The sequence below is a fragment of the Streptomyces caniferus genome, assembly GCF_009811555.1.
Classification (GTDB): Bacteria; Actinomycetota; Actinomycetes; order Streptomycetales; family Streptomycetaceae; genus Streptomyces; species Streptomyces caniferus.
This window is the reverse complement of the sequence record NZ_BLIN01000003.1, coordinates 1,686,660-1,711,507: the sequence shown is the minus strand read 5'-3', so window position 1 is coordinate 1,711,507 and position 24,848 is coordinate 1,686,660. Positions and strand designations below refer to the sequence as shown.

At 67.5% G+C, this 24,848-nt stretch carries 18 protein-coding genes and 2 pseudogenes; 7 read left to right on the top strand and 13 right to left on the bottom strand.

Going from position 1 to position 24,848, the window contains the following annotated elements; all coding sequences use genetic code 11:
• Positions 1 to 4 precede the first annotated feature (4 nt).
• The gene (locus Scani_RS41765; RefSeq protein ID WP_281391940.1) at positions 5 to 133 is read right to left on the bottom strand and encodes a hypothetical protein; all 129 of its coding nucleotides are present in this window, start codon (positions 131 to 133) and stop codon (positions 5 to 7) included.
• A gap of 839 nt (positions 134 to 972) precedes the next feature.
• On the opposite strand from Scani_RS41765, the gene Scani_RS16100 reads away from it, so the two are divergent.
• Entirely contained in the window at positions 973 to 1,287 is a 315-nt protein-coding gene (locus tag Scani_RS16100) for a hypothetical protein (protein WP_218039188.1), read from the top strand.
• A 293-nt stretch (positions 1,288 to 1,580) separates the two neighbouring features.
• Here the strand turns inward: Scani_RS16100 and Scani_RS16095 are convergent, their stop codons facing one another.
• Positions 1,581 to 2,015, bottom strand: a complete 435-nt coding sequence (locus tag Scani_RS16095) for an AdipoR/hemolysin III family protein (protein ID WP_159475554.1) — start codon at positions 2,013 to 2,015, stop codon at positions 1,581 to 1,583.
• A gap of 1,104 nt (positions 2,016 to 3,119) precedes the next feature.
• Here Scani_RS16095 and Scani_RS39965 point away from each other — a divergent pair.
• Positions 3,120 to 3,488, top strand: a complete 369-nt coding sequence (locus tag Scani_RS39965; protein WP_167538062.1) for a hypothetical protein — start codon at positions 3,120 to 3,122, stop codon at positions 3,486 to 3,488.
• Positions 3,489 to 3,593: 105 nt separating this feature from the next.
• Here the strand turns inward: Scani_RS39965 and Scani_RS16090 are convergent.
• The 3 genes and pseudogenes from Scani_RS16090 to Scani_RS16080 all read right to left on the bottom strand — a co-directional run.
• Positions 3,594 to 3,924: pseudogene (locus tag Scani_RS16090) on the bottom strand (IS5-like element IS4811 family transposase); the annotation flags it as partial.
• Between the two features lie 476 nt (positions 3,925 to 4,400).
• Positions 4,401 to 4,628, bottom strand: a complete 228-nt coding sequence (locus Scani_RS40950) for an Ig-like domain-containing protein (RefSeq protein ID WP_246295843.1) — start codon at positions 4,626 to 4,628, stop codon at positions 4,401 to 4,403.
• A 92-nt stretch (positions 4,629 to 4,720) separates the two neighbouring features.
• The gene (locus tag Scani_RS16080) at positions 4,721 to 6,268 is read right to left on the bottom strand and encodes a virginiamycin B lyase family protein (RefSeq protein WP_246295842.1); all 1,548 of its coding nucleotides are present in this window, start codon (positions 6,266 to 6,268) and stop codon (positions 4,721 to 4,723) included.
• 834 nt (positions 6,269 to 7,102) lie between these two features.
• Between Scani_RS16080 and Scani_RS16075 the strand changes: the two are divergent.
• Positions 7,103 to 7,665 (top strand): annotated as a pseudogene (locus Scani_RS16075) (IS5 family transposase); the annotation flags it as partial.
• Between the two features lie 21 nt (positions 7,666 to 7,686).
• Here Scani_RS16075 and Scani_RS16070 read toward each other — a convergent pair.
• Positions 7,687 to 8,211 carry a transposase gene (locus Scani_RS16070; RefSeq protein WP_159475548.1) on the bottom strand — a complete coding sequence of 175 codons (525 nt, stop codon included), beginning with the start codon at positions 8,209 to 8,211 and terminating at the stop codon, positions 7,687 to 7,689.
• A 436-nt stretch (positions 8,212 to 8,647) separates the two neighbouring features.
• Between Scani_RS16070 and Scani_RS16065 the strand changes: the two genes are divergently transcribed.
• Positions 8,648 to 9,430: an IS5 family transposase gene (locus Scani_RS16065; protein ID WP_159475545.1), complete on the top strand. Its 783-nt coding sequence runs from the start codon at positions 8,648 to 8,650 to the stop codon at positions 9,428 to 9,430.
• On the opposite strand, the gene Scani_RS16060 is transcribed toward Scani_RS16065, so the two are convergent.
• Entirely contained in the window at positions 9,396 to 9,887 is a 492-nt protein-coding gene (locus Scani_RS16060) for a hypothetical protein (protein ID WP_159475542.1), read from the bottom strand. The genes Scani_RS16065 and Scani_RS16060 overlap by 35 nt on opposite strands.
• A 461-nt stretch (positions 9,888 to 10,348) precedes the next feature.
• On the opposite strand from Scani_RS16060, the gene Scani_RS16055 reads away from it, so the two are divergent.
• Positions 10,349 to 12,028 carry an IPT/TIG domain-containing protein gene (locus tag Scani_RS16055; protein WP_159475539.1) on the top strand — a complete coding sequence of 560 codons (1,680 nt, stop codon included), beginning with the start codon at positions 10,349 to 10,351 and terminating at the stop codon, positions 12,026 to 12,028.
• 891 nt (positions 12,029 to 12,919) lie between these two features.
• On the opposite strand, the gene Scani_RS40945 is transcribed toward Scani_RS16055, so the two are convergent.
• Positions 12,920 to 13,210, bottom strand: coding sequence for a hypothetical protein (locus Scani_RS40945; RefSeq protein ID WP_246295841.1), 291 nt, complete (start codon positions 13,208 to 13,210; stop codon positions 12,920 to 12,922).
• Positions 13,211 to 13,705: 495 nt separating this feature from the next.
• Here Scani_RS40945 and Scani_RS41975 point away from each other — a divergent pair, with 495 nt between their 5' ends.
• Positions 13,706 to 15,022, top strand: a complete 1,317-nt coding sequence (locus tag Scani_RS41975; RefSeq protein WP_308686575.1) for an ice-binding family protein — start codon at positions 13,706 to 13,708, stop codon at positions 15,020 to 15,022.
• 581 nt (positions 15,023 to 15,603) lie between these two features.
• On the opposite strand, the gene Scani_RS42410 is transcribed toward Scani_RS41975, so the two are convergent.
• The 5 genes from Scani_RS42410 to Scani_RS41760 form a co-directional block, all read right to left on the bottom strand.
• Positions 15,604 to 17,421, bottom strand: a complete 1,818-nt coding sequence (locus Scani_RS42410; RefSeq protein WP_159475536.1) for an IPT/TIG domain-containing protein — start codon at positions 17,419 to 17,421, stop codon at positions 15,604 to 15,606.
• Between the two features lie 172 nt (positions 17,422 to 17,593).
• Complete coding sequence (locus Scani_RS16035) at positions 17,594 to 18,337, bottom strand: IPT/TIG domain-containing protein (protein WP_159475533.1); 744 nt, start codon at positions 18,335 to 18,337, stop codon at positions 17,594 to 17,596.
• A 123-nt stretch (positions 18,338 to 18,460) separates the two neighbouring features.
• Entirely contained in the window at positions 18,461 to 19,156 is a 696-nt protein-coding gene (locus Scani_RS16030; protein ID WP_246295840.1) for a hypothetical protein, read from the bottom strand.
• Between the two features lie 1,542 nt (positions 19,157 to 20,698).
• Positions 20,699 to 21,940: an IPT/TIG domain-containing protein gene (locus Scani_RS16025; RefSeq protein ID WP_159475530.1), complete on the bottom strand. Its 1,242-nt coding sequence runs from the start codon at positions 21,938 to 21,940 to the stop codon at positions 20,699 to 20,701.
• A 401-nt stretch (positions 21,941 to 22,341) separates the two neighbouring features.
• Positions 22,342 to 22,470: a hypothetical protein gene (locus tag Scani_RS41760; protein ID WP_281391939.1), complete on the bottom strand. Its 129-nt coding sequence runs from the start codon at positions 22,468 to 22,470 to the stop codon at positions 22,342 to 22,344.
• 421 nt (positions 22,471 to 22,891) lie between these two features.
• On the opposite strand from Scani_RS41760, the gene Scani_RS16020 reads away from it, so the two are divergent.
• Positions 22,892 to 24,463 carry an IPT/TIG domain-containing protein gene (locus Scani_RS16020; protein WP_246295839.1) on the top strand — a complete coding sequence of 524 codons (1,572 nt, stop codon included), beginning with the start codon at positions 22,892 to 22,894 and terminating at the stop codon, positions 24,461 to 24,463.
• Positions 24,464 to 24,848: the final 385 nt, after the last annotated feature.

Sequence of the window (24,848 nt, the reverse complement as noted above, 5' to 3'; positions counted from 1 at the left end):
TGCTTCATCGCGTCCGCAACAACCGGTACGGGCGGCGCCGGCTTCCTCGACGCCTCAGGAAGTACGACCTGTCCCATGCGACGGGGTCGATCTGGTTCGACGGCAGGAAGCCGAGCACCTCGATCGTCTTCACGCCGGGAAGGGCAGATCCGCGAGATCGCTGTCGTTCAGCACGACGTGCGGCCATCCGGAGCCTCGTTCTCTGGGGGACCGTTCCCTGTTGCGTGACGTCGCAGATCCCCTCTTCGTTGGGGGTGCTGCGACGGTTCTCCGGGGGTGTGGCTCCGCGGTAGATCGTTGCGCGCAGAGAGAGGGGTTCGGATGCAGGCGCTGCCCGTGCGGGTGCCTTCAGAAGTACGTACTGGACGGTTCTGGACGACGAACTACGCGTGGTCGCGGAGGCGGATGCGTTCCTGCGCGAGCTGCGCTTTGGGCGGAGCCGCGCGGTCGAGACCACGAAGTCCTACGCCGGTGGGATCGTGTTGTATCTGCGGTGGTGCCGGGACACTCGCCGGGAATGGCGTACGGCGGCCCGCGACCTGGGGCTGTTCATGCTGTGGCTGAAGTGGAATCCGGGCGGCGATGAGTCGGTGCGCGTGGTCGTGCCGGGGCCGGGCTCGAAGCAGGTGCGGCGTGAGAGCCGGATCAACAAGGTCCTGACCTCCGTGCGGGGATTTTTGGTGCACGCGGTGATCTCGAAGAAGGCCCCGGCGTGGGTGATGGAACTCCTCTACGAGCTGGGGATGACCGGGATCTCCCTGCGCAGGCGCGTGGGGAAAGCGAGGGGATGCGCTACCGGCTGCGGGCCCGGCACCGGCTCCAGGAACCGGAGACCGCTGTCGACCGCGCCTCGGACCAGGAGATCGTCGCGATGTTCGGGCCTGCCGCTCGGCCCGGGACCGGCTGATCGTCCTGCTGTTGGGACGGGCGGGGCTGCGGCGTGGGCAGGCGGCCGGCCTTCGCCGATCGGACATGCATTTGCTGATGGACTCCCGGGCCCTGGGCTGCGCGGTGGAAGGCGCCCACGTGCATGTCGTGCGCCGGGAGAACCCGAACCGGGCGTACTCGAAGTCACGCAAGGCGTTCGTGCTGCCGGTGGACTTCCTGGTGGTGCAGGCGCTCGACCTGTACATGATGGAGCGTCACGACGTGCTGGGCTCGGGCGGCAGCGACTTCCTGCTGGTCAACCTGTTCCGGCAGCCGCTGGGCTCGCCGGTCACTCCCGAGGCCTGTCGTTCCGAAGCTGATCGGCAAGCCTGCGATGGAGCAGCGTCAACCCATCCATGATCCAGCCTGGAACTCCAGGCGTCTCGTCTCCCTCGCGAGAGGCGTCCGCTGATCGAACGCCCCGGATCGCAGCGATAGGGGTACCCACGGTGGCCAGGAATGACGCAGCAATAGGTTCAGGTCCGCCCACGGCGGCTGTTACGAGTGCTGCAGCACCGATCGCTGCCTTTGAGTTGAACGGTCGACGGGCTCGTGGCCGCTCAGCCTCCGCGCGAGCCCAGGTCCGCAGTGAGATCAATCCGCAAAGGGGCAGCGGGGTGTGGTGGCCGCCGCCCGGGGCTCCTGTCTGCGATTCAAGGCGCAGACCCGGCTCGACCGTCGAACCAGGCCCGGCTCTCCGGCTGGTTAGGCCAGATGAGGGCCAAGATCGCGGGCACCAGCCAAATCACCCCGAGGATGGGTATCACCCGGTAAAACGCAGGGGCGAAAGGGAGGGCGGTCCAGCCGTATACGAAGGCCGAGACTCGCAGGTTGGGGTGTCGGGTCGGGAACTTGAGGGCGGTGAGGATGCCCCACGCGGCCACGGCCAGCACGAGGATCCCGGCAAAGACGACTCGCCCCGCGTGTGCCTCACCCGGAGTCTGACAGCACGGAGTCGATGCGTCACCTTCGCCCCAGATTGAAGTGGCGACGGCAACGCTATTGGTCACCAGAGCAAGACCGAGTACGGCCTGCATGGCACCGAGGATCATCATCAGCACACGCAACCGCCGGACCGGCTCGGGCATCTGCGCCCCAGGAGGTACTGGAGGATGCCCGGGCCCCCAGGTCTGGCCCGGACCACCAATTCCAGCGGACCCCGGGGCTCCACTCGCCCGCGCACGTTCCCAGGGCCGCCTACTCTCAGGCTCGTCCATGTCGTCTGGTCTCACCCTGTTGCCCTCCCCCGGCATGGCTCACGTGTACGCGCCATCTTCCAGTGGCATGGGGCGGCTGTCCAGAACGCAACAGGACGTACCGATGGCAGCCGGTTCCGGCGTCCGCTACAGGATGAAGTCCAGGAGCGGACGTCTGCTTCTCACGTTTGAGTCGGAGCAGACCCCGGGGTGGCCGAACTCAGTCGAGACTCTGGCACCACATGTGCGGCCCGAGGACCGCACACCCCCTCCAGACGCAATGCATACCGAGTACCTGGACCTTAAAGAACAAGGTCAGAACCTGTTTCTGAACTCGAACCGTCGAGACGCGATGGCTGTGTCGGGGTATGGACGGGTGAGGAGACGGACAGCACCGAGCCGGACACCGGCGATGAGGACAAGGTCCTGCCCGAACTTCTCGTGGCTCGGGCGGACGGGATGTGTGCCCCTCGTGCGGAACTCGTCCGCAGTCCAGGCTGGCAGCTTGCAGTCCGGCGGGCTCTGTGGTTTTTCGCGGTGTCTCATACCGCGGCGTACGGTGCGCCGGGCTGAGTCATTTGGCACCAGGGCGACCTTCCCACGGCAACAATGGACGTTGTTGCAAACACAGTTGGGGGTGCTGATGGTTGAGACAGTGGTTCAGATCTTCACGCAGATGGCTGGCGGGGGCTCTGACTTCGGTGGGTACCGGGGTGGGACAAGCGGTATCAGACATCGTGCGCGAGCGCTTCGCGACAGATGAAACGTGGCCGTTCGGCAGTACAGGCAGTCGACGACCAGCCCGGAAGCCCGGAGGCGACAGCCTCACTCAGATCCGTGCTGCGAGCCGAGTTGGAGGCTGACCCGGAGTTCGCCCGGAAGATCTCCGCAGCCTTGAAGAGCCCCCGACTGCCACCCTCCTCACGCTCGGCCTCTGGCAGCATCACGATTGACGGCACAACGATGCGGGGTAACCAGACAATCGCCCTCGGGCCCGTGACGTTCCACAACACACGCAACGTCCGTCTGTCCCTGGCCGGTGCCGCCTTGGCCTTTCTCGCCCTGGTCATCTTGGGAATCTACGGCGGGACACGGCTGGTCACCGGGGGCGACCCCGGTCAGGAAAGAGCTGTGACGGCGCTGAGCGCCGCAGATCTGCGTCAGGTAATCCCCGGCCCTGGGAGCGTGCCGGCAAAGTGGACACGGCCCAAGCCGCCCGAGCACGTGACGTTAAGGCAAGCTCCAGGGTTGGTCGCGACCGAGGCCGTCGGCTATCTGATGGGGGATCCGGACGCCGGGCTGTCCCTTATTGCCGCCGGTTTCACGGAACGCGGGCAAGGCCGAGCGATTCCTCCCGCGCCATGAAGAAGTCGGGGGACCCGGACGGAAAGGCAGAGAAGGAGGGCGCCAGCGTCCCGATGCCGGAAATCGGGGATGAACTCTGGGCCGTAGCAGAACCCGCCAGCAGTATGCGCAGGCTGCGTGCGCCACCTGGGGCGGGGTGATAGGCAGGCGGTTCGGATTCTTCTTGCCCCTGGCGAGACGCCTGGTCATGAGGGTAATCGCCACCCAAGTGATCAAAGTTTCGGAGTGCTGGACGAGTCGTTCGTAGTCGCGTGCATGTCGGCGGGCGTGCATCATCCAGGCCCATATTCGTTCGACGAACCAGCAGCACGATAAACCAGGAGGCGTCCTTGGGGCGGCTCACGGTCTTGATCGTGAGGCTGAGGCACTTCTTTGCCCAGGTCACGAGCTTTCCGGCGTAGGCGGAGTCTGCCCAGACGATGGTGATCTCGGGATGCCTCCGCGCACTGGAAGTGCTGTCTGCGGAGGGGCGACGGCTGAACCCCGACGACACCACCGTCCACAAGGTCTCCGCCCAGTGATCTGAGCCGCGAACCAGATCGTTTGCGACGGGACAGCAGCACACGCTGACATCCGCCGGAGACGCGAGATGGATCCCTCGATCCAGCGGTGGCGCCACACCTGTTGCACTCGATACGGTGGGCTGCACCGGCGCTGAGCTGTACTAACCCCTAGCGCCCGCGCTCACGCAACGGTCCGAGCCCAGAGAAAGCTCATAGCTGCGAGCGACCTCCTGGTACGGCACCTCGACGCCTTCAGCCTCGCAGATGCGCCGTTGCCGGATTCCGGCCCCATCGACGGCATGCACGAGAGGAGGGCCGGGTCCGGGCGGCCAACTCGTGCAGCTGGGTCGCGAGGCGTTCCTCCCGTCGCAGCAGACAAGGTGACCTGGGGTTTTCGGAGCCGACGAGGTCAGCCTGGGAGGGGGATGAACAGTAGGATGCCGTGGTCGGTTGCGGCGGTGTAGCAGGAAGTGCCGGGGAAGGTGGCGGTGTAGAAGGGGGTGGCGATGGCGAAGACGGGGACGATGGCGTTGTGGATGGTGGCGGTGCCGTTGGCGTCGGTGACGGCGGTGCCGAGGTTGACCGGGCCGAAGAGCGTGGTGGCGGTGAAGGTCACCGGCTGACCGGCCACCGGCATCCCCGAGGTGGTCGTCAGGGTGGCGCTGAGGGTGGGGATGTAGAACTCGGGCAGCGGGGTCAGCCGGAGCCGGATCGTGCCTGGCTGCGCGGTCAGCTTGTGGGGGTGCGGTTCACGGTGACGGGGGTGCTGGCGTTGGAGCCGGTGAAGCAGCTGTCGCCGTTGTAGGTGGCGGTGAGGGTGCCGGTGGTCAGGGCGGTGGTGGTCAAGCAGGCCTGCCCCGATGCGTTGACGGGGACGATCTGGGTCTGGCCGTTGGGGAGGGTGAAGGTGACCGTGCCGGTCGGCACTGTGGTGGTGGCTGGTGCCGGGGTGATGGTCGCGCATGCGGTCACGTTCTGACCGCAGGTGGAGGGGTTCGGCGTCACCGACAGCGTCGTCGTGGTGGGGTTGGGGCTCACGGTGACGGGGGTGGGGTTGCCGTTCACGGTCGCGGTGAACGTACCGGCGGTGTAGGTGTGGGTGGTCTGCCCGCTCCCGGTGGCGTCCAGGGGGACGGTGACCGTGGGGCTGGCGTCCCCGAAGTCCACCACCGCGCTCCCGTTCGGGGTCCCCCCGGAAATGCTGAACGTCACCGGTTGCCCGCCCACCGGCGCCGCCGGCGAGGTCGTCACCGTCAACGGCGAAATCTCCGTCACGTTCGCCGAGTTGGCGTTGGTGACGTAGACGTTGCTGTTCGGCGCCGCCGCCACCGAGAACGGGAACGCGCCGACGGGGACGGTGGCCAGGACCGTGTTCGTGGTGCTGCTGATCACCGTCACGTTGTTGGAACTGCTGTTGCCGACGTAGACGTTGCCGGTCGGCGCCACCGCCACCCCGAACGGGCCCCCGCCGGTGGGGACGGTGGCCAGGACCGTGTTCGTGGCGCTGTCGATCACCGTCACGTTGTTCGAAACGGTGTTGGTGACGTAGACGTTGCCGTTGGGCGCCACCGCGATCACCCCCGGGACCGTGCCGGCGGGGACGGTGGCCACGACCGTGTTCGTGGCGCTGTCGATCACCGTCACGTTGTTCGAGGTCTGGTTGGCGATGTAGACGTTGCCGTTCGGCGCCACCGCCGCCGCGCCCGGGAACCCACCGGTGGGGAGGGTGGTCAGGACGGTGTTCGTGGCGCTGCTGATCACCGTCACGGTGTTCGCGTTCCGGTTGGCGACGTAGACGTTGCCGTTCGCCGCCACCGCCACCGCGTCCGGGACCGCGCCGACGGGGACGGTGGCCAGGACCGTGTTCGTGGCGCTGCTGATCACCGTCACGTTGTTCGACGTGCTGTTGGCGACGTAGACGTTGCCGTTCGGCGCCACCGCCAGTGCGAACGGGCCCCCGCCGACGGGGACGGTGGCCAGGACGGTGTTCGTGGCGCTGCTGATCACCGTCACGTTGTTCGAGCTCTGGTTGGTGACGTAGACGTTGCCGTTCTGCGCCACCGCAATCATGGCCGGGCCTGAGCCGGCGGGGACGGTGGCCAGGACGGTGTTCGTGGTGCTGCTGATCACGGTCACGTTGCTCGAATTGGCGTTGCCGACGTAGACGTTGCCGTTCGGGGCCACCGCCACCGCCAGCGGGCTCGTGCCCGCCGGGATCGTCACCGTGGAGAACGCCGCACTGAACGGCGCGACCGCAAGCCCCCGTACCGCGGCCACCTCGGATCCACCGGCCGGTACAACCGGCCGAACCCCGCCGGCTACCGCCGGAGCTCCCCACCAACCCGTAATCGGTTCCATGACAAACCTCTCTCAGCTGAGAGGGCCGCCCAAGAACTCCCACCGGGGCCCGCGTCGCATGGCGCCGGTATACGCGAACCGGATCACCGCTTGCACACCGGGACAGAAAGCGGGCACGCCGACATGTACCACGCACCCGCGCGCCACAGGGGTTGCCCATCTCTCCCCGGAGAGATGGGCAACCCACCGGAATGGTCACCACCATTAACCCGAAATGGCCAATGGAACACCACCCTCTTGACTCGACTATCACCCGGACAGACCAATGCACAGCCCAACCCGGGCACGCCGTACGAGACGACGAACTGCCACGCAATGTGGCCGGAGCGTGGAGCTGAGCAGAGGGACGAGGCGAAAAGGGCCTGCGGATGGGTACGGGGCAGTGCAATGCGAAGCGCTACAACCGCTTCCCGCGTGAAGTGATCGCCGAGGGCCGGGCCAAGCCGAGGTGCTCGCTGACGCTGGGATTTCGTGGACCTATCTCGGTCTGAGCGAATCGGACGGCATTCTCGTCGAGGAGATTCGCCGCGGCATGAGGTCAGGCAGCGGAGATCTGAGCGCGAAGGGGGTGAGTGAGATATCGACACCCCCTGCGAGGCCGCTTTGGTGGGCCGGTAGACGCCCCGGTCCTGATCACGAGCAAGGCACCCGTGTCCGTACCGGCGGATCATGGTGAGCTACCACGAGCCGGGTCATCCGGTTGTCTGCGCCGGCAAGGCCGTTTCCTTCGGATCATCTGATTGTTGGTCTGGTGTGTCGTTGACTGACGCCCAGTGGGCACGGATCGAACCGCTGTTGCCGGACCGGACACCTCGGCGGGGTGGGCGGTGGCGTGATCACCGGCAGGTGATCGACGCGATCGCGTTCAAGTACCGCACCGGGACACCGTGGATGGACCTTCCCGAGCACTTCGGCTCGTGGAAGGGCGCCCACAACCGGCTGAGGAAATGGGCCGCTGACGGCACCTGGGAGAAGGTGTTCACCGCCCTGCTCACGCAGGCCGACGCCGAGGGCGACTTGGACTGGATCGTCGCGGTCGACTCCACCATCGTCCGCGCTCACCAGCACGCCGCCGGGGCTCGTCAAAAGGGGCCCCGGCCGGCGAGCCGCGCGATCATGCCCTCGGACGGTCCCGCGGCGGACTGACCACCAAGATCCACCTCGCGGCCGACAGCCGCTGCCGACCGTTTGCGTGCGCCATCACACCCGGCCAGGCCGGTGACGCACCCGCCTTCCCACAGGTCATGGCCCGCTTACGGGTGCCCAGACCGGTCGGGCGGCCCAGAACGACCCCGGACGTGGTTCTGGCTGACAAGACACCCCATGCAGCTATCGGGTCAAGCAGCTGCTGCGAGCGGGGGCAGTAGCGGCGGGGCGAAGGCGATCGCTTCGTCGAACTTCTGATGGCTCGTCAAGCAGTGGTGGAGCTGGCCGAGCATGCGGTTGAAGAGGCGGTGGAGGGCGGCGTGGTAGCGATCGCCGGTGTCTCGTCGGTGGTTGTAGTGAGCATGGGCTCCGGGTGAGGCGGTGAGCGCGGCGAACGCCCAGTGCCGGCCGGTCTCGGCCAGGCGCCTGTTCTTGATCCGGCGATGGCTGACACGGCGGCTCTTGCCGGATTCACGGGTCACCGGGGCGCTTCCGGCGTAGGCGTTCAGGTCGCGGGCGGTGTCGAACCTGGTGCGGTCGTCCCCGATCTCGGCGAGTATCCGAGCGCCGGTGAGCACGGCAAGACCGGGAAAGCTCGTGATGATCTCCGCGTCGGGATGCTGAAGAAAGAGCTCTTCGGTGTCACGCGCCAGGTCCTCGCAGGCCCGGCAGGCCGCGTCGAGCTGGGCGAGCAGTGCGAGTGTCTGGTGCCCCATCGCCGTCTCCACCAGGGCCGGTTGGCGGAGCGAGGGTCGGCGGAAGACCTCAAGGAGCCGATCGGTCTCGGCCTCGATCCGGCGTTGGCGGCCGGCGCGCGTGACGGCGGCCCTCACCCGGCCCCTGCCAAGACTGGCCTAACGGCCAACCCACGGCGCCTATTAGAAGCCGTTGTCGTACCGATCTTGGTGAGCATAGGTTCGATTGCGGCGGCTCGACCAGGTGATCTTGTGGCGTGCTGTGCATGAAGGCAGGGCCTCTGGTGCCGCTCGGGATTGTCGAAGACTATGAGCACGCCAGGAGGCCCTGTTGACGCAGTTCTACGCCCTCGCGTCGGTCGGGTCCAGTTCGGTTGCTCAGTCGTGTGATTGCCTCGCTCACCGGTTCGGGAATGCCGGGGACCGTCCGCAGAGGCGGCCGAGGTACCCGTCCGATATGAGCGACGCGGAGTGGGCGGTCGTCCGCGACGCAATGCCGGTCCCGGAGTGGCTGGAGGGCCGGGGCGGGCAGCCGGAGGGCTACTGCCACCGGCAGATGGTCGACGCGGTGCGCTGCCTGGTCGCGGGCGGCATCACCTGGCGGGCGATGCCCGCGGACTTCCCTGCCTGGGACCGCGTCTACGCCTTCTTCCGACGCTGGCGGGACAAGGGCCTGGTCGCCGAGTTCCACGACCGGTTCCGCGATCGGGTCCGCGAGGCGGCGGACCGGGATCCGGAGCCGACCGCGGGCATCATCGACGCACAGTCGGTGAAGGCGGCCGCGTCGGTGCCGGCCTCAAGCCGGGGATTCGACGGCGGGAAGAAAGTCAACGGCCGCAAACGGCACATCGTGGTGGACACCCTCGGGCTGCTGCTGGCCGTGATGGTCACCGCGACCTGCGCCACCGACCGGGACGCGGGTCAGACGCTGCTGGCCCAGCTGCGTGAACGGCACTGGCGCATCGCACTGGTGTGGGCCGACGGCGGCTACACTGGGCGCCTGGTCGACTTCGCCCGCGACGCCCTGCGCGTCGCGCTGAGTGTGGTTAAACGCAGCGACGACGCCGCCGGGTTCACGGTGCTGCCCAAGAGGTGGCTGGTGGAGCGGACGTTCGCTTGGCTGATGCGCTCACGCCGCCTCGCCCGCGACTACGAGGGCCGCACCGACACCTCGGAGGCGGTGATCCGATGGTCGATGAGCATGGTCATGAGCCGCCGACTCGCCCGGCGACCACGCTGAACATCCCTGGACGTTCCTCTGCCAGCCAGCCCCGCGCTGCCAGACGCTTCGCCTTCGACCGCACCCCTTCAACCTTCGCGGGAACCGGCTGAAGGCCCAGCCCTGCGGCAAGTTGCCGGCAGTCCATCGCCCCGGCGCCAGACCGCCCGTGGCCGGTCAGGATCTCCATGATCCTCCGGTAGTCCGGTGCCAGCACCGCAGCGGCGAGCCCATCGCGCCACACCGGGACCACCGAACCGGGCCCCGCAGCCGCGACCGGCACCGCAGGCTCATCGGACACGGCCACAGGCACGTCCACGTGACCGTGTGACTCCGCCAGGACCTCCCCGACCGTCTCACGGGCGATCACGAACCGCTCCCACACAGCCTCCGCCTCCCGCAGCTCGGCCTGAAGGGCTTCCACGTGCTGCCGAGCAGCGCGTTCGCGCTCTTCCAACAACCCCATCACCGACGGCATCCCGGAACCTCCACCGAAGAGACGACACGACCCCCCGTCCCTGCCGCCGAGAGACCGGCCCTATGCCTAACCAGCGGAAAAACACCCGTCACTCTCGGTACGACAACGGCTTCTAAGGGCCTTCTGACGTGGCGAGGTGTCCGATGGTTTGCTGTGGAGAGTGGACGGTGGGGTGGGCTGTGGGAGATCGCATGTCCGTTGCTGTCGCCGGCCAAGGTGAGGCTGCAAGAGAGACAGCGGCAGCACGGCGATAGGCCTAACGGGTGAAATTCTGTCGATCTCTTGTGGTGCAACGTGCGGTGGTGGGTTACTGCTGTTATCCGCGTTTCGGGCCGCCCATTCGGGTGTGTATTTGACCGGTGCCGGTCTGGGGCCGGTCGCCTGCTCGCTGTTGGCCCATGCGGTGGAGCAGACATTTCCGTGTGCGGGGGAAAGTTCCTCCGCCGACCTGAGGGAGTGTCATGTTCACCTTGACATCGCCATCGCCGCAGGCCGCTCAGGCGCGCGCTGCCGGGTTCACCGCCTCGTTCGCGGCGGGGGTCTCCATTCCCGTGGGTGACACGCCCCAGGGAATCGCCCTGACGCCCGGTGGGGCCCGCGCGTATGTAGCCAACCGGGGCTCGAACACGGTCAGTGTGATCGACACCGCCACGAACACCGTCACCGCCACCATCCCCACGGGGGCCGCTCCCACCTTCGTGGCGATCAGTCCGGACGGCACCCGGGCATATGTGACCATCAACGCAGACGGTCTGCTCAGCGTGATCGACACCGCCACGAACGCCATCGTCGCGGACGTCGCCGTAGCGGGAGCTTCGGTAGTAGCGGCCTCCCCGGACGGCACCCGCGTCTATGTGTCGGGACAGCCTACGAACACGGTCAGTGTGATCGACACCGCCACGAACACCGTCACCGCCACCGTCCCCGTGGGGGATGCGCCGATCGGCGTGGCCATCACCCCGGACGGGACGCGCGTCTACGTCGCGTGTCTCGCCTCGAACGCGGTGAGCGTGATCGACACCGCCACGAACACCACCACTGACACGATCCCCGTCGGTATCCTCCCCATCCTGCTGACGGTCGCCCCCGACGGGGCGCATGTCTACGTCACGAACGTCGGCGACTCCACGGTGAGTGTGATCGACACCGCCGCCAACACCGTCACCGCCACCATCGGCGTCAGCGCCCAGCCACGTTTGACGACGGTGAGCCCGGACGGCAAGCATGCCTACGTGGCGAATGCCGAGCCGGACACGGTGAGTGTGATCGACACCGCCACGAACGCCGTCGTCGAGAACATCGACTTCGGGGACGGACCCACCGTCATTGCGTTCGCCCCCGACGGCACACACGCCTACGTGACCAACTCCGTCGCGGGCACCGTCGGTGTCCTGGCCACGACCGTGATTCCCGACCAGGGCTCCACAGCCGGCGGCGCCACCGTGACGCTCACCGGCCACCACCTGGCCAACGCCACCGCCGTGCGCTTCGGCACCGCTCAGGGCGTCATCACCGCCAACACGGACACCTCGCTGACCGCCATCACCCCCGCGGGGTCCGGTGCCGTCCCCGTGACGGTCACCACCGCGGGCGGCACCGGCACCCTCGGACAGTTCTACTACCGGCCGGTCCCCGTCCTCACCGGTATCAGCCCCGCCGCGGGTCCCCTCGCAGGCAGCGACCAGGAGATCGTCATCACCGGCCGCAACCTCGACGGAGCCATCGATGTGTACTTCGGTCCCACCCGAGCCGTCATCCAAAGGGTCTCCGACACCCAACTCACCATCAGGGCCGCGGCGACTGCGGCGGCAGGCGGGGTCACCGTCACCGTGCGCACCCCCGGCGGCCGTGCCGAAGGCCTGTCCTACACCTACGTCGACCCGCCTACCGTCACCGGCGTCAGCCCCACCTCGGGACCGACCACCGGTGGCACCTCGGTGACCATCACCGGCACCGGCCTGGCCGCCACCGACCAGGTCACCTTCAACGGCACCCCGGCACCCTTCGCGGTCCTCTCCGACACCACCGTGACCGCCACCTCCCCGCCCAGCGGCACCGAAGGCACCTTCGGCGTCACCGTCACCGGCCCCGGCGGCAACGCCACCGGATCGTTCACCTACGTCTCCGCACCCGATATCTGACCCACCGAGGCGTACGACTGGGGCGGTGAACAGGCCAGGTGCCCGGGCGGGGGCCGTCACGCTCCCCGCCCGGGCACCTGGAGCGTACGGCCATGTCAGCGGCCTGCCAGGGCCGCGTCCACCGCGTCCACGTCGCCGGTGCAGACGATCGCGTTCTCGTCGTCGGCCCGGGGCTCGAAGCGGGCGAAGAAGTCGTCCAGGGCCTCGGGGGGACGGTCAGCGCGTTGGCCTCGCCGACGGGCTGATTGCGCTGGTCAAGCCGCCGCAGCAGCTCGGACTTCTGAACGGGCAGGTACACCAGCAGCGGGCGCCCGCCGGCGGCCTGAACGGTCTTCTTCCACGTGTCGCGATCCTCGCGCAGCCACAAGCTGCGGGAACCAGGCAACCACCTGGCCTTTCTCGCTTTGGCGGCCGCCCTCTGCTGCTACAAACGACTCCTCGAACTGACCATGTAGGACACGGTCTAAGGCAGTTCTGCTTGTGCCAGTCGAGACGGTGGGAAACTCCCGAACTGCGTTCTCATCGCGCGCTGAGGCCGACTGCTCGAGCAGAAGATCGGCGGCTTCCAGGCGCCGAAGTAGGTGGCAACCGCCCGGCCCTCACCGGACCGGCCGGAGCGGAGGCGGAAGCCCGCCGCGCCGGGTTCGCCCGCCACGGCGCCTTCGACGGCCCAGGCCGTCACCGACGAAGCCCGGCTGCGCCGCATCGTCGCGCTCGCCGCGACCCGCACCTGTACCCGGGGGCTTCCTCATCGGCGTCTACACCCCGACCGCGCCCTGTGCCGGAATTCGGCCTACCATGCCGACCAGCCGGTCATGGCCGACTGCCAGCCCCTAGCCCGCCGCAACACCGCACTCACACCCTCTGACCACCGGGCCTTGACCGGCCACCTCACCCAGCCGGACGAGGCACTCGGGCTCGCTTGTCCAGGTCGGCAGCGGCCCCGCGCAGTGTGCGGCCCAGCGAGGTCGGGTTGACCATCCCGAGGCCAGCGAGGTGGCCGTCGGCCAGCGTTTGAGGGTCGGGCAGGTTGGCGCGCAGGCCGACGTAGTGATCGGTGTCGAAGCTGCCCTTGGTGGTGCGGGCTGCCGCGGCGGGCGGGAGCAGACTCGTCATGGTCTGGCTCAGCAGTGGCTTGTAGGCGAAGAGTGGCGGGCGCCGGTCGAGTGGCGTCCTCAGCACGGTGTCCAACACCGTGGGGTCGAGGAACGGATTGTGCAAGCCGATGCCGCGGGCGGCCGCCGGCTCGGCATCGGCTGCTGCTGTGCGGGCGACCTCGCGGATTCGCCCACCAGGGTTCGCACGGAAGCACCCAGGCCTGGCAACGTGTCCGGCGCAGAGACGGCCTGGTGCGCCGCTTGGACCAGGAGCGGCGGGCTGCCGGCTCGGCGAACGGCAGGCCAGGGAACCAGTGGACGCACCCGTGATCGTTGGCTGCGCCTGACGGGCCTTACCTCGCGAGCCTACGACGCTGCTGGGCCCGCGGGTGGTGCGCCGGTGGTGGCCGTTTGGCGCGAGGCACTGAACGCGCCTCCATTGCGGGCCGGATGGGGCCCTGGGCCATTGACGCTGAGTGTAACCGGTGGGCTACTTGATGCATTCGCGCCGCTGTGTCGTCGAAGGAGAGGCTGGTTCGAGACACGCCCCGTCCGTCGGCGATGGACTCAGGGAGACCCTATGTCAGTCTCGCCGAACCAAGGATCGACCGGTGGGGGCGACGCGGTGACCCTCACCGGCAGCCACTTCACCGGCACCACCGCCGTGCGCTACGGCTCCCGCCAGGCTACGAGCTTCACGGTCGTCAGCGACACCACGACTGACACCATCACCCCCTCCGGTCACGGCGCCGTTCCGGTCTCCGTAACAACCGCCGGCGGAACGGGGGTTGTCGGCACCTTCTACTACCTGCCGCCGCCCTCCTTGCGCATCGAACCGCCTCCCGCGGGCCCACTGGGAGGGGGCAATACGGTGGTCTTCACCGGCCTCGGCCTCTACACCACGAGCGAGGTCAGATTCGGTACACAGGCCGCCGTGTTCACCGTCGACTCGGACGGCCAGCTCACCGTGACCGTCCCAGCGGCGGACTCCGCGGGGCCGGTAGGGGTCACCGTGACCACCAGGGGCGGAATCGCCAGCGGAGTCACCTATACCTATCTCAACCCGCCTTCCCTCACGGCCGTCACCCTCGACTCGGGACCGGTGGACGGCGGCAATCTCGTCGTCATCACCGGGACCGCCTTCTCCTACACCACCAGCGTCACCTTCGACGGCACACCCGCCCTCTCCTTCCGGGTCGCCTCCGACACCGAGATCGACGCCGTGGTACCGGCCGGAACGCTCGGCTCGGCGGACGTCACCGTCACCACCCTTGGTGGCACCACCACCGCTGCGGACGCCTACACGTATCTGGGACGCTTCGCGGTCCTGGGCGGAGCGTCGGTCACCAACACCGGTCTCTCGATCGTCACCGGAGATCTCGGGGTAAGCCCGGGAGTTTCCATCACCGGATTCCCGCCCGGCCAGGTCAACGGAAGTATCCACAACTCGGACGCCGCCGCCGTCGCAGCTCATGCCGACCTGATCACGACGTACAATGACTCCGTCGGCCAGATCCCGGACGCCGGCATCACCGGAGACCTCGGCGGCCAGACACTGCCCCCCGGCGTCTACAACGCCGCCTCTTCCATCGGGCTCACCGGCACGCTCACGCTGGATGCCCAGGGCGACCGCAACGCCGAATGGATCTTCCAAATCGGATCGACCCTGACGACGGCAACCGCGAGCCACGTGCTCCTCGTCAATGGCGCCACGGCCAGGAACGTCATCTGGCTGATCGGTAGTTCAGCCACTCTGGGCACTGACACCGACTTTGCAGGAAGGGTCCTGGCCCAGATTTCGATCACCGTGAACGCCGGTGTGACGGTCAACGGCCAGGTCCTGGCCATCAACGGCTCTGTAACTCTCGACACCAACAGAATCACTCGCCCGTGGTGAAGGAGCCACACGCCGCGGGACCGGGGCGTGCACCCGTTTCGCGCCCGCATCCGGACGCGTCCCGCTCACCCTCGAGGCCATCCAGGACCTCCCGAACTGCGAGCCGCGGCCTACCTGCGCTACCTCCTGATGGACACCGGCAACATCCCGCGCATCGACCGCGCACCGGTGCTCTTCGAACGCTGGCCGGCCGAGCGTCTCGCCTCGATCGATGACCCCGGACACAAGTGGCTCCCACAGCACTTCGCGCACATCGCCCGTTCAAGCCTGACAGTCATCGATCGAAGAGTCTGGGCGACGGGACGATCAATGCGGCCGCGAAGCGCTGCGACCCACCGCGATGGGACAACTTCGGCGCGGATTATGGAGTTTCGTCATGGTCCAGCGACAGCTCAAAGGGGCCGCGCGGCTACGCGACCCCTCAGGTGGACACGCGGAACGTGCCGTTGTGACGGAATGCTCTGGGGCCGTCTACCGGGTGCTCTGACACCAGAGTGCTTGGTCCGAAGCGGCTAACTGATGGCCTCAGAATGAGGCCCATGCCTCCCCGCCAGTCCATAACCATAAGCTGACGCGGCGCATCAGATCCCTGGTGAGCCGACTCGCGTGTAGGTCTTCGGGGCGCTGGTGCCGCCGGGCGTGGTGACGGTGACAGTGACCGGCCCGGCGGCTCCGGGCAGGGTGTCGACGACAATGTGGCTGTCGGAGACGACCGTGAACCCGGCAGGCGCGCCGCCAACGAGCACCGTGGTCGCCTGGGCGAGGTTGGTGCCGGTGAGGGTGAAGGTGATGCCACCGGAGGCGGGCCCCTGACTTGGGATCAGAGTCGTGACAACGGGTGCCGGCAGGTAGGTGTAGGAGGCCGCGTTGCTCGTCCCGCCGGCGGTACTGACGGTGACATCGGTCAGACCCGCGGCTCCCGCAGGAACCACAGCCGTGATCTGGGTGTCCGAGACCACCGTGAACGCTGACGCTGCGGTGGTACCGAAGCGCACCGCGGTGGCCTCGATGAGGTGGACACCGGTGAGGGTAACGGTGCTCCCGCCCGAGAGCGGGCCCGAGGGCGGGGCGACGCCGGTGAGGACCGGGGTGCTGACGTAGAAGTAGGCGCTCGGGAGGGTGCTGGTGCCGCCCGGGGTGGTGACAGTGACACCGATCGGACCTGCGGTGGCCGCAGGGACCACGGCGGTGATCTGGGTCGGGGAGACGACCGTGAAGGAAGTTGCCGGGGTGGCGCCGAAGGTGACCGCGGTGGCTCCGGTGAGGTTGGCGCCGGTGAGGGTGACGGTGTTCCCGCCCGAGGTGGGGCCCTGGGTGGGGCTGACGCCGCTCAGGATGGGAGCCGCGGAGTAGGTGTAGGAGATCCCGTTGCTGGTGCCGCCCGAGGTCGTGACGGTGACCGGTACGGTGCCGGTCCCGGCAGGGGCGACGGCAGTGATGTGGGTGTCGGAGACCACGGTGAAGGAGGCTGCGGGCGTGGCGCCGAACCGCACCGCGCTGGCAGTGGCCAGCCCCGTGCCGGTGAGTGTGACTGTTGTGCCGCCGGCTGTCGGGCCCGATGTGGGGGTCACCGAGGTCAGGGTGGGCACGGGAGCTGTCGTGTAGGTGAATGGCACACCGTTACTCGTTCCTCCGGGTCCCGTCACGGTGATCTGCACTGTGCCGGATCCTGCAGGAGCTGTCGCTGTGATCTGTGTGGCGGAGTTGACCACAAACGACGCCGGCGTGGCGCCGAACCGTACCGCGGTCGCGCCTGTGAACCCCGTGCCGGTGAGCGTGACTGTTGTGCCGCCGGCTGTCGGGCCCGATGTGGGGGTCACCGAGATCAGGGTGGGCACGGGAGCTGTCGTGTAGGTGAATGGCACACCGTTACTCGTTCCTCCGGGTCCCGTCACGGTGATCTGCACTGTGCCGGATCCTGCAGGAGCTGTCGCTGTGATCTGTGTGGCGGAGTTGACCACAAACGACGCCGGTGTAGCGCCGAACCGTACCGCGGTCGCGCCTGTGAACCCCGTGCCGGTGAGCGTGACCGTCGTGCCACCAGCCGACGGACCCGAAACAGGACTCACCGATGAGAGGACCGGCGCGGGCGTGGTGACGTAGGTGTAGGTGACGAATTGGTTGCTGGTGCCGATCGGGGTGGTGACGGTGACCTGCACTGTGCCGGTCCCGAGTGGGGTGGTAGCGGTGATCTGTGTGTCGGAGATGACGGTGAACGAGGGCGCCTGTGTGGCGCCGAATCGGACTGCTGTGGCGCCGGTGAAGCCGGTGCCAGTGACCGTCACAGTGGTACCACCCGCGGTGGAACCCGAGGTGGGTGAGACGGAACTGACGGCGGGCGTGGCTGCGGCAAGGGGCTGCGCGGCGGAAGTGGTTGGAGAATGTGCTGAGCTATTCACGGCCGTGATCCTTCGAGAGCGTGAGCCCCGGCCGGCCGCAGAAGAGATGCGCCGGGCCGAGGCTCGTCAGAGAAGTTAGGTAGGCCCGGGCAGGGAAGGGCGCACCCTGTCCGGGCCTGATGTCCGCACGCCTGATGGCCATGACCAGGCCGTCGACGGCTCAGATGGTGGGTCAGATGCCGGGTCCGGCCAGGTAGGTGAAGCCACCGGTGGCGGTGGCGCTACCACCGCTGGTGGTCACGGTGACGTCGGTGGCACCCACAGCCCCGGGCGGGGTGACGACGGAAAGGGTGCTGTCGTTGATGACGGAGAACGGTGCGGGTGTGCCTCCGAAGGTGACCGACTCGGTGGTGGTGAGGTTGGTGCCGGGGATGGTCACCCCGGTTCCGCCGGACACCGGGCCGGAGTTGGGGCTCAGCGTGCCGAGGGTGGGGCCGTCGACGTAGGTGTAGGTCAGACCGTTGTTGGTACCGCCCGCGGTGGTGACACTGACGCTCACCGGTCCGGCCGCGGCGCCCGCCGGTGCGGTGACGGTGAGCTGGCCGTCGTTGACGACGGTCGGGGTCGCGGTGGCGGCGCCGAAGTGCACCGTGGTGGCGGTGGTCAGGCCGGTGCCGTTGATGGTGACGGTGTTCCCGCCGCCGGTGATGCCGGATACCGGGGAGATGCTGGACTTGAACGGTGCGCCGACGTAGAAGAACGACAGCGGGTTGCTGGTTCCTCCGGGGGTGGTCACGGTCACCGGAACCGTGCCGGTGCCGGACGGGCTGATGACGGTGACCGATGTGGGGGTGTTGGCCGTGATGGTCGCTGTCTTGGTGCCGAAGTGCACCGAGGTGGCGCCGCCGAGGTTGGTCCCGGTGATGGTGACGGTGGTTCCGCCTCCGGTCGATCCCTGGTTGGGGGAGATAGGCATGGTGTTGCTCCTTCGTTGCGGTGTGCGAGTGGGAATGACGAACCGTGACCGGACGGCTGTGTTCGCCGTCGCGGTGATGTGGGTTGTCCGGTGGAGCATTCGGCCGATAGGTCGGCCGGGCCGTCAGGTGCAGCCGATGACGCTGCCTGACGGAGCACAGTTGTCCGGGGTGTTGCCGCTGACGCTGGTGCCCAGCAGGGTCACGCCCCCGGAGTTGACGTAGATGCCGCCGCCCCCGCCGGAGGTGGCGGTGTTACCGGTGACGGAGCTGGCTGTGAGCGATACGGCGCCGTTGTCGTTGTAGATCCCGCCTCCGGCGACAGCGGTGTTGCCGGTCACGGAACTGGTGAGCAGGGAGACCGTGCCACCCAGGTTCGAGATGCCGCCGCCGGGGAAGGGGGGCACGGCACTGCCGCCTCGGACGGTGACCCCGACCAGGCTCAACTGGCCTTTGGTGCCTGGCACGTTCGCGGCACCTTGGACCTGCAGGACCCGGAAGGCCGGCGCGCTCGGGTCGCGGGTGATGGTGACGCCCATCCCCAGCAGGGTGATCGGGGTGGTGATGGGCGGTAGTCCCAGCGGACCGGTGGGGGTGCTGCCGTGCGCGCTGGTGAGTTGGTAGGTGCAGAACGGAATGAGCGCCAGGGTGTCGCCGCCGGCCGCGTTGGCCGCAGTGATCGCGTTCACCAGCGAGGTTTCACTGCACAGCACAGGCGTCTGAGCGTGTGCCGTGTTCGGGACTGCGGCCAGCCCCGCGGTCAGCGCCACGGTCAGGGCGCAGACACCGAGGATGGAGCGGAGAGTACGGACAGTTCGCATGGCGTCCCCAGGGAGAGGTGACGTGAGCCGCCGCACCAGCCGATGTCGATGAACGGCACCGGATGATGCATTCACTTCCTCTGCGCGGGAGGACACCCGCCGCGGCACCAGGTCTGTACCGCCGCCTACGCTCTCAAGTGGGATCAGCAAAGGTAGGCCAAGCTGCCCTCCCCCGAGAGGATGGGCGGCCCACCGGATTGGATGGTCATCAGTAATCCACCCGAGTGAGCACACCTACAATGCCCTTGACGGACCATCACCCAGATGGCAGAGCTCGCACCGGTCGAGAGACGCAACGTCGGCGGTGATACGTGGCCCGGCCGCCGTTCCCCGTCCGCCGAGAGCGATACGCCCAGCAGCCCATGACAGAAGACCCGAGTTTGTCGCTGGCGGACAGACCTTGCCGGATGGCAACGAGGGTCGGCACCAGGCGAGTGTGAACACGTCGTCGGCCGACGTGCCTTCCTGGCCGAGTCGGCCTGCCCGGCGACTGAACATCCGGGTGCCGACGGACTACCGGTATCGATCAGCCACTCGTCGCAGAGGGCCCGGGTAACGAACCCAAAGTCCATATCCCTGCCGCTCGCAGTCGTATCGGCCGCGTCACGGCTACCTCGTCGACACCGCCGGCCAACTCCGCCCACACCGCGTCCTGTCGACGTTGCGTGGCACCTTTCGCAAAGCGAGGGTGCGCTCCGCAGGACCTGGGACGCGACCCCGGCCCCGAGTCGGTCGCGGACCAGGTGCCCGGACTCGGCCCGATGATCCAGCTCACCTCGCGGGAAGGACGTCGGGCGTCGCACCTCCGGACCTGCAGCGCGTTGGGCGGGGCCAATGACGACGGCTACCTGCCGTACACCACTCTCGAGCGGGACGGTGGACCGGTTGTCAGCGATGCCTTGCCACGCTGCGGGGTTCTGCGAGAGAGGAAGACGTGCCGATCAGCCGGCACCAAATCACCCATCGCGCCGGCTGATCGAGCCACCCGCATGGAGTAGTGGCGGACTTCGTTCTCTCCGAAGAGGAAATTCGACAGACCGCGGTCGTTGGCGCGAGTTGGGAGCTGGTGGTCTCGGACCGAGGGTTGATCGCCAGCAAGGTGTGATCGTTTCACGGTACGGCGCCGGAGCACCTGCCCCGCTCCCTGTACTGCAGGGCGGCTGCAACGGGAGCGGCTTCCGGACACGGCTCTTCATCGGCCGAGTCAAGCGGGGTGTCGCCGGCAAGGTTGTCGGGTTCCTCGCCGAAGTGTGCCGAAGGTCAATGGGATCTCGTAGGGCTTGGCTCTTCGTTGATGCGGACGATGCGCAGCGGCCGTGCAGTCGGTGGACGTGAACGACGAGGCGATGTCCATCGAGTTCCGTAGTAGTGCCGGGGCGGAGTGTGATCGTCGTGCGGCACCGCCGCGTGGTACCCGGAACCGGCCACATGGCAGACGATCGCCCCTTGAGGATCACGCCGTCGACCGGCCCGAGCACCCCGCCCCCAGCCCGCCAACGAAGTGGCAACTTCAGGTGGGAAACGGCTCATTGGGATTCACCATCAGGTGTAGGTGAAGCGCACGGGGTTGCTGGTGCCGGCGGGGGTGGTGACGGTGACGGGCACCGTTCCGGTTCCGGACGGGACGACAGCGAGGATGACGTTGTCGGACAGGACGGTGAAGCTTTCCGCCGGGTGGCCACCGAAGGCGACGCTCCTCGCGCGGTTGACCTTGCAGCCGAAGATGACGACGGTGCGGCCAGGACGGCCACTCCTCGGCGTCACTGCCACGAGCTTGGGTGGCAGTGAGGCGCTGTAGGTGAACGACTCACCATTGCTGGTACCACCGGGCGTGGTGACCCTTACCGGCACCGTCCCGGTCCCGGGCGGAGTGGTGATCCCGATGATGGTGTCGGAGGCAACGGTGAAGTCGGCCGCCGCGGTACCACCGAAGTCAACCGCCGTCGCGCCGGTGAAACCGGAGCCCACAGCGATGATGTCGCTGCCACCGGCCGGATCGCCCGCCTGCGGCGCAATCGCCTTGAGGACCGGTGCCGAGACGTAGGTGAAGCGCACGGGGTTGCTGGTGCCGGCGGGGGTGGTGACGGTGACGGGCACCGTTCCGGTTCCGGACGGGACGACAGCGAGGATGACGTTGTCGGACAGGACGGTGAAGCTTTCCGCCGGGTGGCCACCGAAGGCGACGCTCCTCGCGCGGTTGACCTTGCAGCCGAAGATGACGACGGTGCGGCCAGGACGGCCACTCCTCGGCGTCACTGCCACGAGCTTGGGTGGCAGTGAGGCGCTGTAGGTGAACGACTCACCATTGCTGGTACCACCGGGCGTGGTGACCCTTACCGGCACCGTCCCGGTCCCGGGCGGAGTGGTGATCCCGATGATGGTGTCGGAGGCAACGGTGAAGTCGGCCGCCGCGGTACCACCGAAGTCAACCGCCGTCGCGCCGGTGAAACCGGAGCCCACAGCGATGATGTCGCTGCCACCGGCCGGATCGCCCGCCTGCGGCGCAATCGCCTTGAGGACCGGTGATTCCGCTGATCCGGCGTAGGAGTACGTGAGGCTGTTGCTGGGGCGTCCGGCAGTGACAACGCTGACCCGAACGCTTCCACTTCCGGGCGGCGCAACCGCCGTGATCGTGGTGTCGGAGGTGACGGTGAAGCTTGGGGCCGAAGCGGCGCCGAAGGTGACATCGCTGGTAGCGGCGAGCCCGCAGCCGCTGATGGCGACGGTATTGCCGCCTGCGGCTGGGCCCGTGCTCGGGTGGAGAGCGGTGATGTGGGCAGACATGCCACAGCCTTCTTTCCTTCGTAGGCGATCAGTTCGCGCGCAGGTGAGCTGACCTGCGCAAAGAAGCCAGCCGCATCGGTACCGCGAGGCAACAGGCCGTCAGATGGAGGCGGAATGCGATCGATTGCGAAGCGGCCTCAACTGATTGAACTGAACCTGTCCATACGACGGGAAGGAGTGAGTTCACACTCGATGAATCATATGTGGTGAATACGATTACCTTATAAGGAGCCGGGAAGCTCGCCGCTCTTCCCGGCTCTTCCGGCATGCGACTATCCCGGTCGCTTCGCTCCCCAAGCGCCTGGCCAATACCTCCGCCAGATGCTGCGGCTGATCCCCAAGTGGCTCGAGGGTACGGCAGGAGAAGTCGTCGGCGAGGATCTTCAGCCTCCACGGGATTCTCATGCCGCGGACAGGAGCTGGTCCTCGGCGCAGGCCATCGACACGTCGTAGTTGTCGCGTTCGAGGCCGAAGTTGGCGCCCCGGGCCGCAGCAGCCGCCCCGGGGCGCCATTGGCCTCGGGTACACAAGGGATGGATGCTCTGCTCGGGTTGATGCGCAGATGGGGACGTTTCCTGCGGCGGTGGTGATATTGAGTTCAAGGGGCGCAGAAGGGAGTACAGGGCGTTTTTCATACGGTGTGAAGTGCCTCCAATCCGCCTGCCAGTGTGCCCACTTCTTCGGTTTACTGCTTCGGGCCGGGGAATTCGACGTGTACGGGCTCGCCTTCAAAGGCCGCCCCACGCAACGTCTTTCCGCTACGCGTCGAGTATCCGGACCTCGGCAGACGAGCAATCTCCTGCTACATCCTGCTCAGGAAATGGGTGCACGATGAAGACACAGGAAACAACTACGCCCCCAAGACCGTCGATTCACGACGCCTCGGCAACTCTTGCCGCCCCGTCCCCCCAAGTAATCGCGACACTCCCGGCGGGGACCAAGCCGCTGGGAGTGGCGACCAGCCCTCTGGGGCCGCCGCTCGCTTACGCGGCCAGTAACGCCTCGGGGACCGTCAGCATTCTCGATACCGGAACGCTCACGATCTCCACCCCTGCGGCCCCGTTGATCGCCCCCGCAGGGGTCGCGCTCACCCCGGACAATGTCTACCTCTACGTGGCCAACAGCGGTGGGAACACTGTCAGTGTGGTGCAGCGCAATCTCTTTGCGGTCACCAACACGATCGGGGTGGGGAAAAGCCCCTTCGGTATCCAGGTGAGCCCCGACGGCCTGTTCGCCTACGTCGCCAACCAGAACTCGAACACCCTCAGTGTCATCAGCACCGTCACCCGCGCCGTCGTCGCGACCATCCCGGTCGGGATCAAGCCCACATGGGTGGTAGCCGCCCCCAACGACCTGGAGGTGTATGTGACCAACCAGGGCGGTAACTCGCTCAGCGTGATCAGCACGGTCACCAACACGGTCGTGGCGACCATCACCGGCCTGTCGGCTCCCTATGGCGCAGCGATCACCAACGACAGCCGGTACCTGTACGTGGCCAACAGCACCGCGAACACCATCAGCGTCATTGACACCGTCAGCCGGACAATCATCGCCACCATCCCCGTGGGCACCACGCCGTGGGGCGTGACGGTCACCCCGGACAACAGCCACGTCTACGTGGCGAACAACGGCTCCGACACGGTCAGCTATATCGACACCGCCACCAACACCGTGAGCAGCACCGTCGCTGTCGGCCATCAGCCGACCGGCGTCGGGGTCGCCGCCAGTGGGCTGACCGCGTACGTGTCCAACAACGGCGCGAACACCGTCACCATCCTCGCGCTCATCAACATGATCAGTCCTGCGGCGGGGCCGGAGGCCGGCGGCAACATCGTGACCGTCACCGGCACCAACCTGGCCGGTGCCACCGCGGTGAAATTCGGCCAGGTGCCCGGCACCATCATGGCCAACACGTCCAACCAGATTCTCGTGGTCCCCCCACCCGGCGTCGGTGTCGCCCAGCTGACCGTCACCACTCCGGGAGGCACCAGCAATCCCAAACCGTACGTCTACGCTCCGAGCAGCGAGCTGGACAGTCTGGTCCCGGGAACCGGCCCGACCGCCGGCAGGAACATCATCAGCATCGAGGGGAACAGGTTCAGCACCGCCACGCAGGTGCGGTTCGGCTCGGTGCCCGCCGTGCCCACCGTGGTCAGTGACCAGTTGATCACCGTCACCGTCCCACCTGCCGCCACACCCGGCCTGGTTCCCGTCACCGTCACCACGGCTGGCGGTATCACCCCTCAACCCATCACCTACGCGTACATCGATCCGCCCTTCCTCAGCGCCGTGAGCCCGAGCACAGGCCCGGTCCCCGGCGGGAACGTCATCAACCTCTACGGCCTGAACCTGTCGACGACCAGCCTGGTCACGTTCAACGATGCGCCTGTGCAGTACAGCGTCCAGTCCGACACCGTCCTGACCGTCGTCGTGCCCCCGAACCCAGCCGCCGGAACGGTGGACATCACCGTCACTACCGACTCCGGTACGAGCACGCTCACCAGCGCCTACACCTACGTCTGAGCCAGGAACCGGGGAGCGGAGCAGCTGGTTCGGCTCGGGTGAGGCGCCGCAGCAGCATGCTGGTGAGGGTAGGCAGGAAATCCTGCACCCGATGTTCGACGTACCGCCGTCGTGACGCGGGGCAGGCATCCTCACTGCTGAGCGCCTGTCCCCAGTTGGCCGACCGCAACGTCCATGGCGGCTACGGCCGCCATGGTGAGCGAATTGAAGAGTTCTTCGGCGTCACGGCATCACGGCGTCTTGGCAGTCCAGCGCTGCGGAACCCGGAATCTGAGCTACCGGGCAAGTACAGCAACGACGGCTCGTTCCTTCTCCGACGCCCTCCACCATCCTGCGAACGGGAAACCGAGCACCTTCTGGGCTTCACCAGCCTCGCCTGCACCCT

Excerpts from the sequence above, each read along its gene's own strand:
- Scani_RS41975 (WP_308686575.1), top strand. The coding sequence starts at position 13,706 with ATGTCAGTCTCGCCGAACCAAGGATCGACCGGTGGGGGCGACGCGGTG.
- Scani_RS16025 (WP_159475530.1), bottom strand. The coding sequence starts at position 21,940 with ATGTCTGCCCACATCACCGCTCTCCACCCGAGCACGGGCCCAGCCGCA.
- Scani_RS16095 (WP_159475554.1), bottom strand. The coding sequence starts at position 2,015 with ATGCCCGAGCCGGTCCGGCGGTTGCGTGTGCTGATGATGATCCTCGGT.
- Scani_RS16030 (WP_246295840.1), bottom strand. The coding sequence starts at position 19,156 with ATGCGAACTGTCCGTACTCTCCGCTCCATCCTCGGTGTCTGCGCCCTG.
- Scani_RS16070 (WP_159475548.1), bottom strand. The coding sequence starts at position 8,211 with ATGGGGCACCAGACACTCGCACTGCTCGCCCAGCTCGACGCGGCCTGC.
- Scani_RS16065 (WP_159475545.1), top strand. The coding sequence starts at position 8,648 with ATGAGCGACGCGGAGTGGGCGGTCGTCCGCGACGCAATGCCGGTCCCG.
- Scani_RS40950 (WP_246295843.1), bottom strand. The coding sequence starts at position 4,628 with ATGCCGGTGGCCGGTCAGCCGGTGACCTTCACCGCCACCACGCTCTTC.
- Scani_RS16060 (WP_159475542.1), bottom strand. The coding sequence starts at position 9,887 with ATGCCGTCGGTGATGGGGTTGTTGGAAGAGCGCGAACGCGCTGCTCGG.
- Scani_RS16100 (WP_218039188.1), top strand. The coding sequence starts at position 973 with ATGCATTTGCTGATGGACTCCCGGGCCCTGGGCTGCGCGGTGGAAGGC.
- Scani_RS16035 (WP_159475533.1), bottom strand. The coding sequence starts at position 18,337 with ATGCCTATCTCCCCCAACCAGGGATCGACCGGAGGCGGAACCACCGTC.
- Scani_RS16055 (WP_159475539.1), top strand. The coding sequence starts at position 10,349 with ATGTTCACCTTGACATCGCCATCGCCGCAGGCCGCTCAGGCGCGCGCT.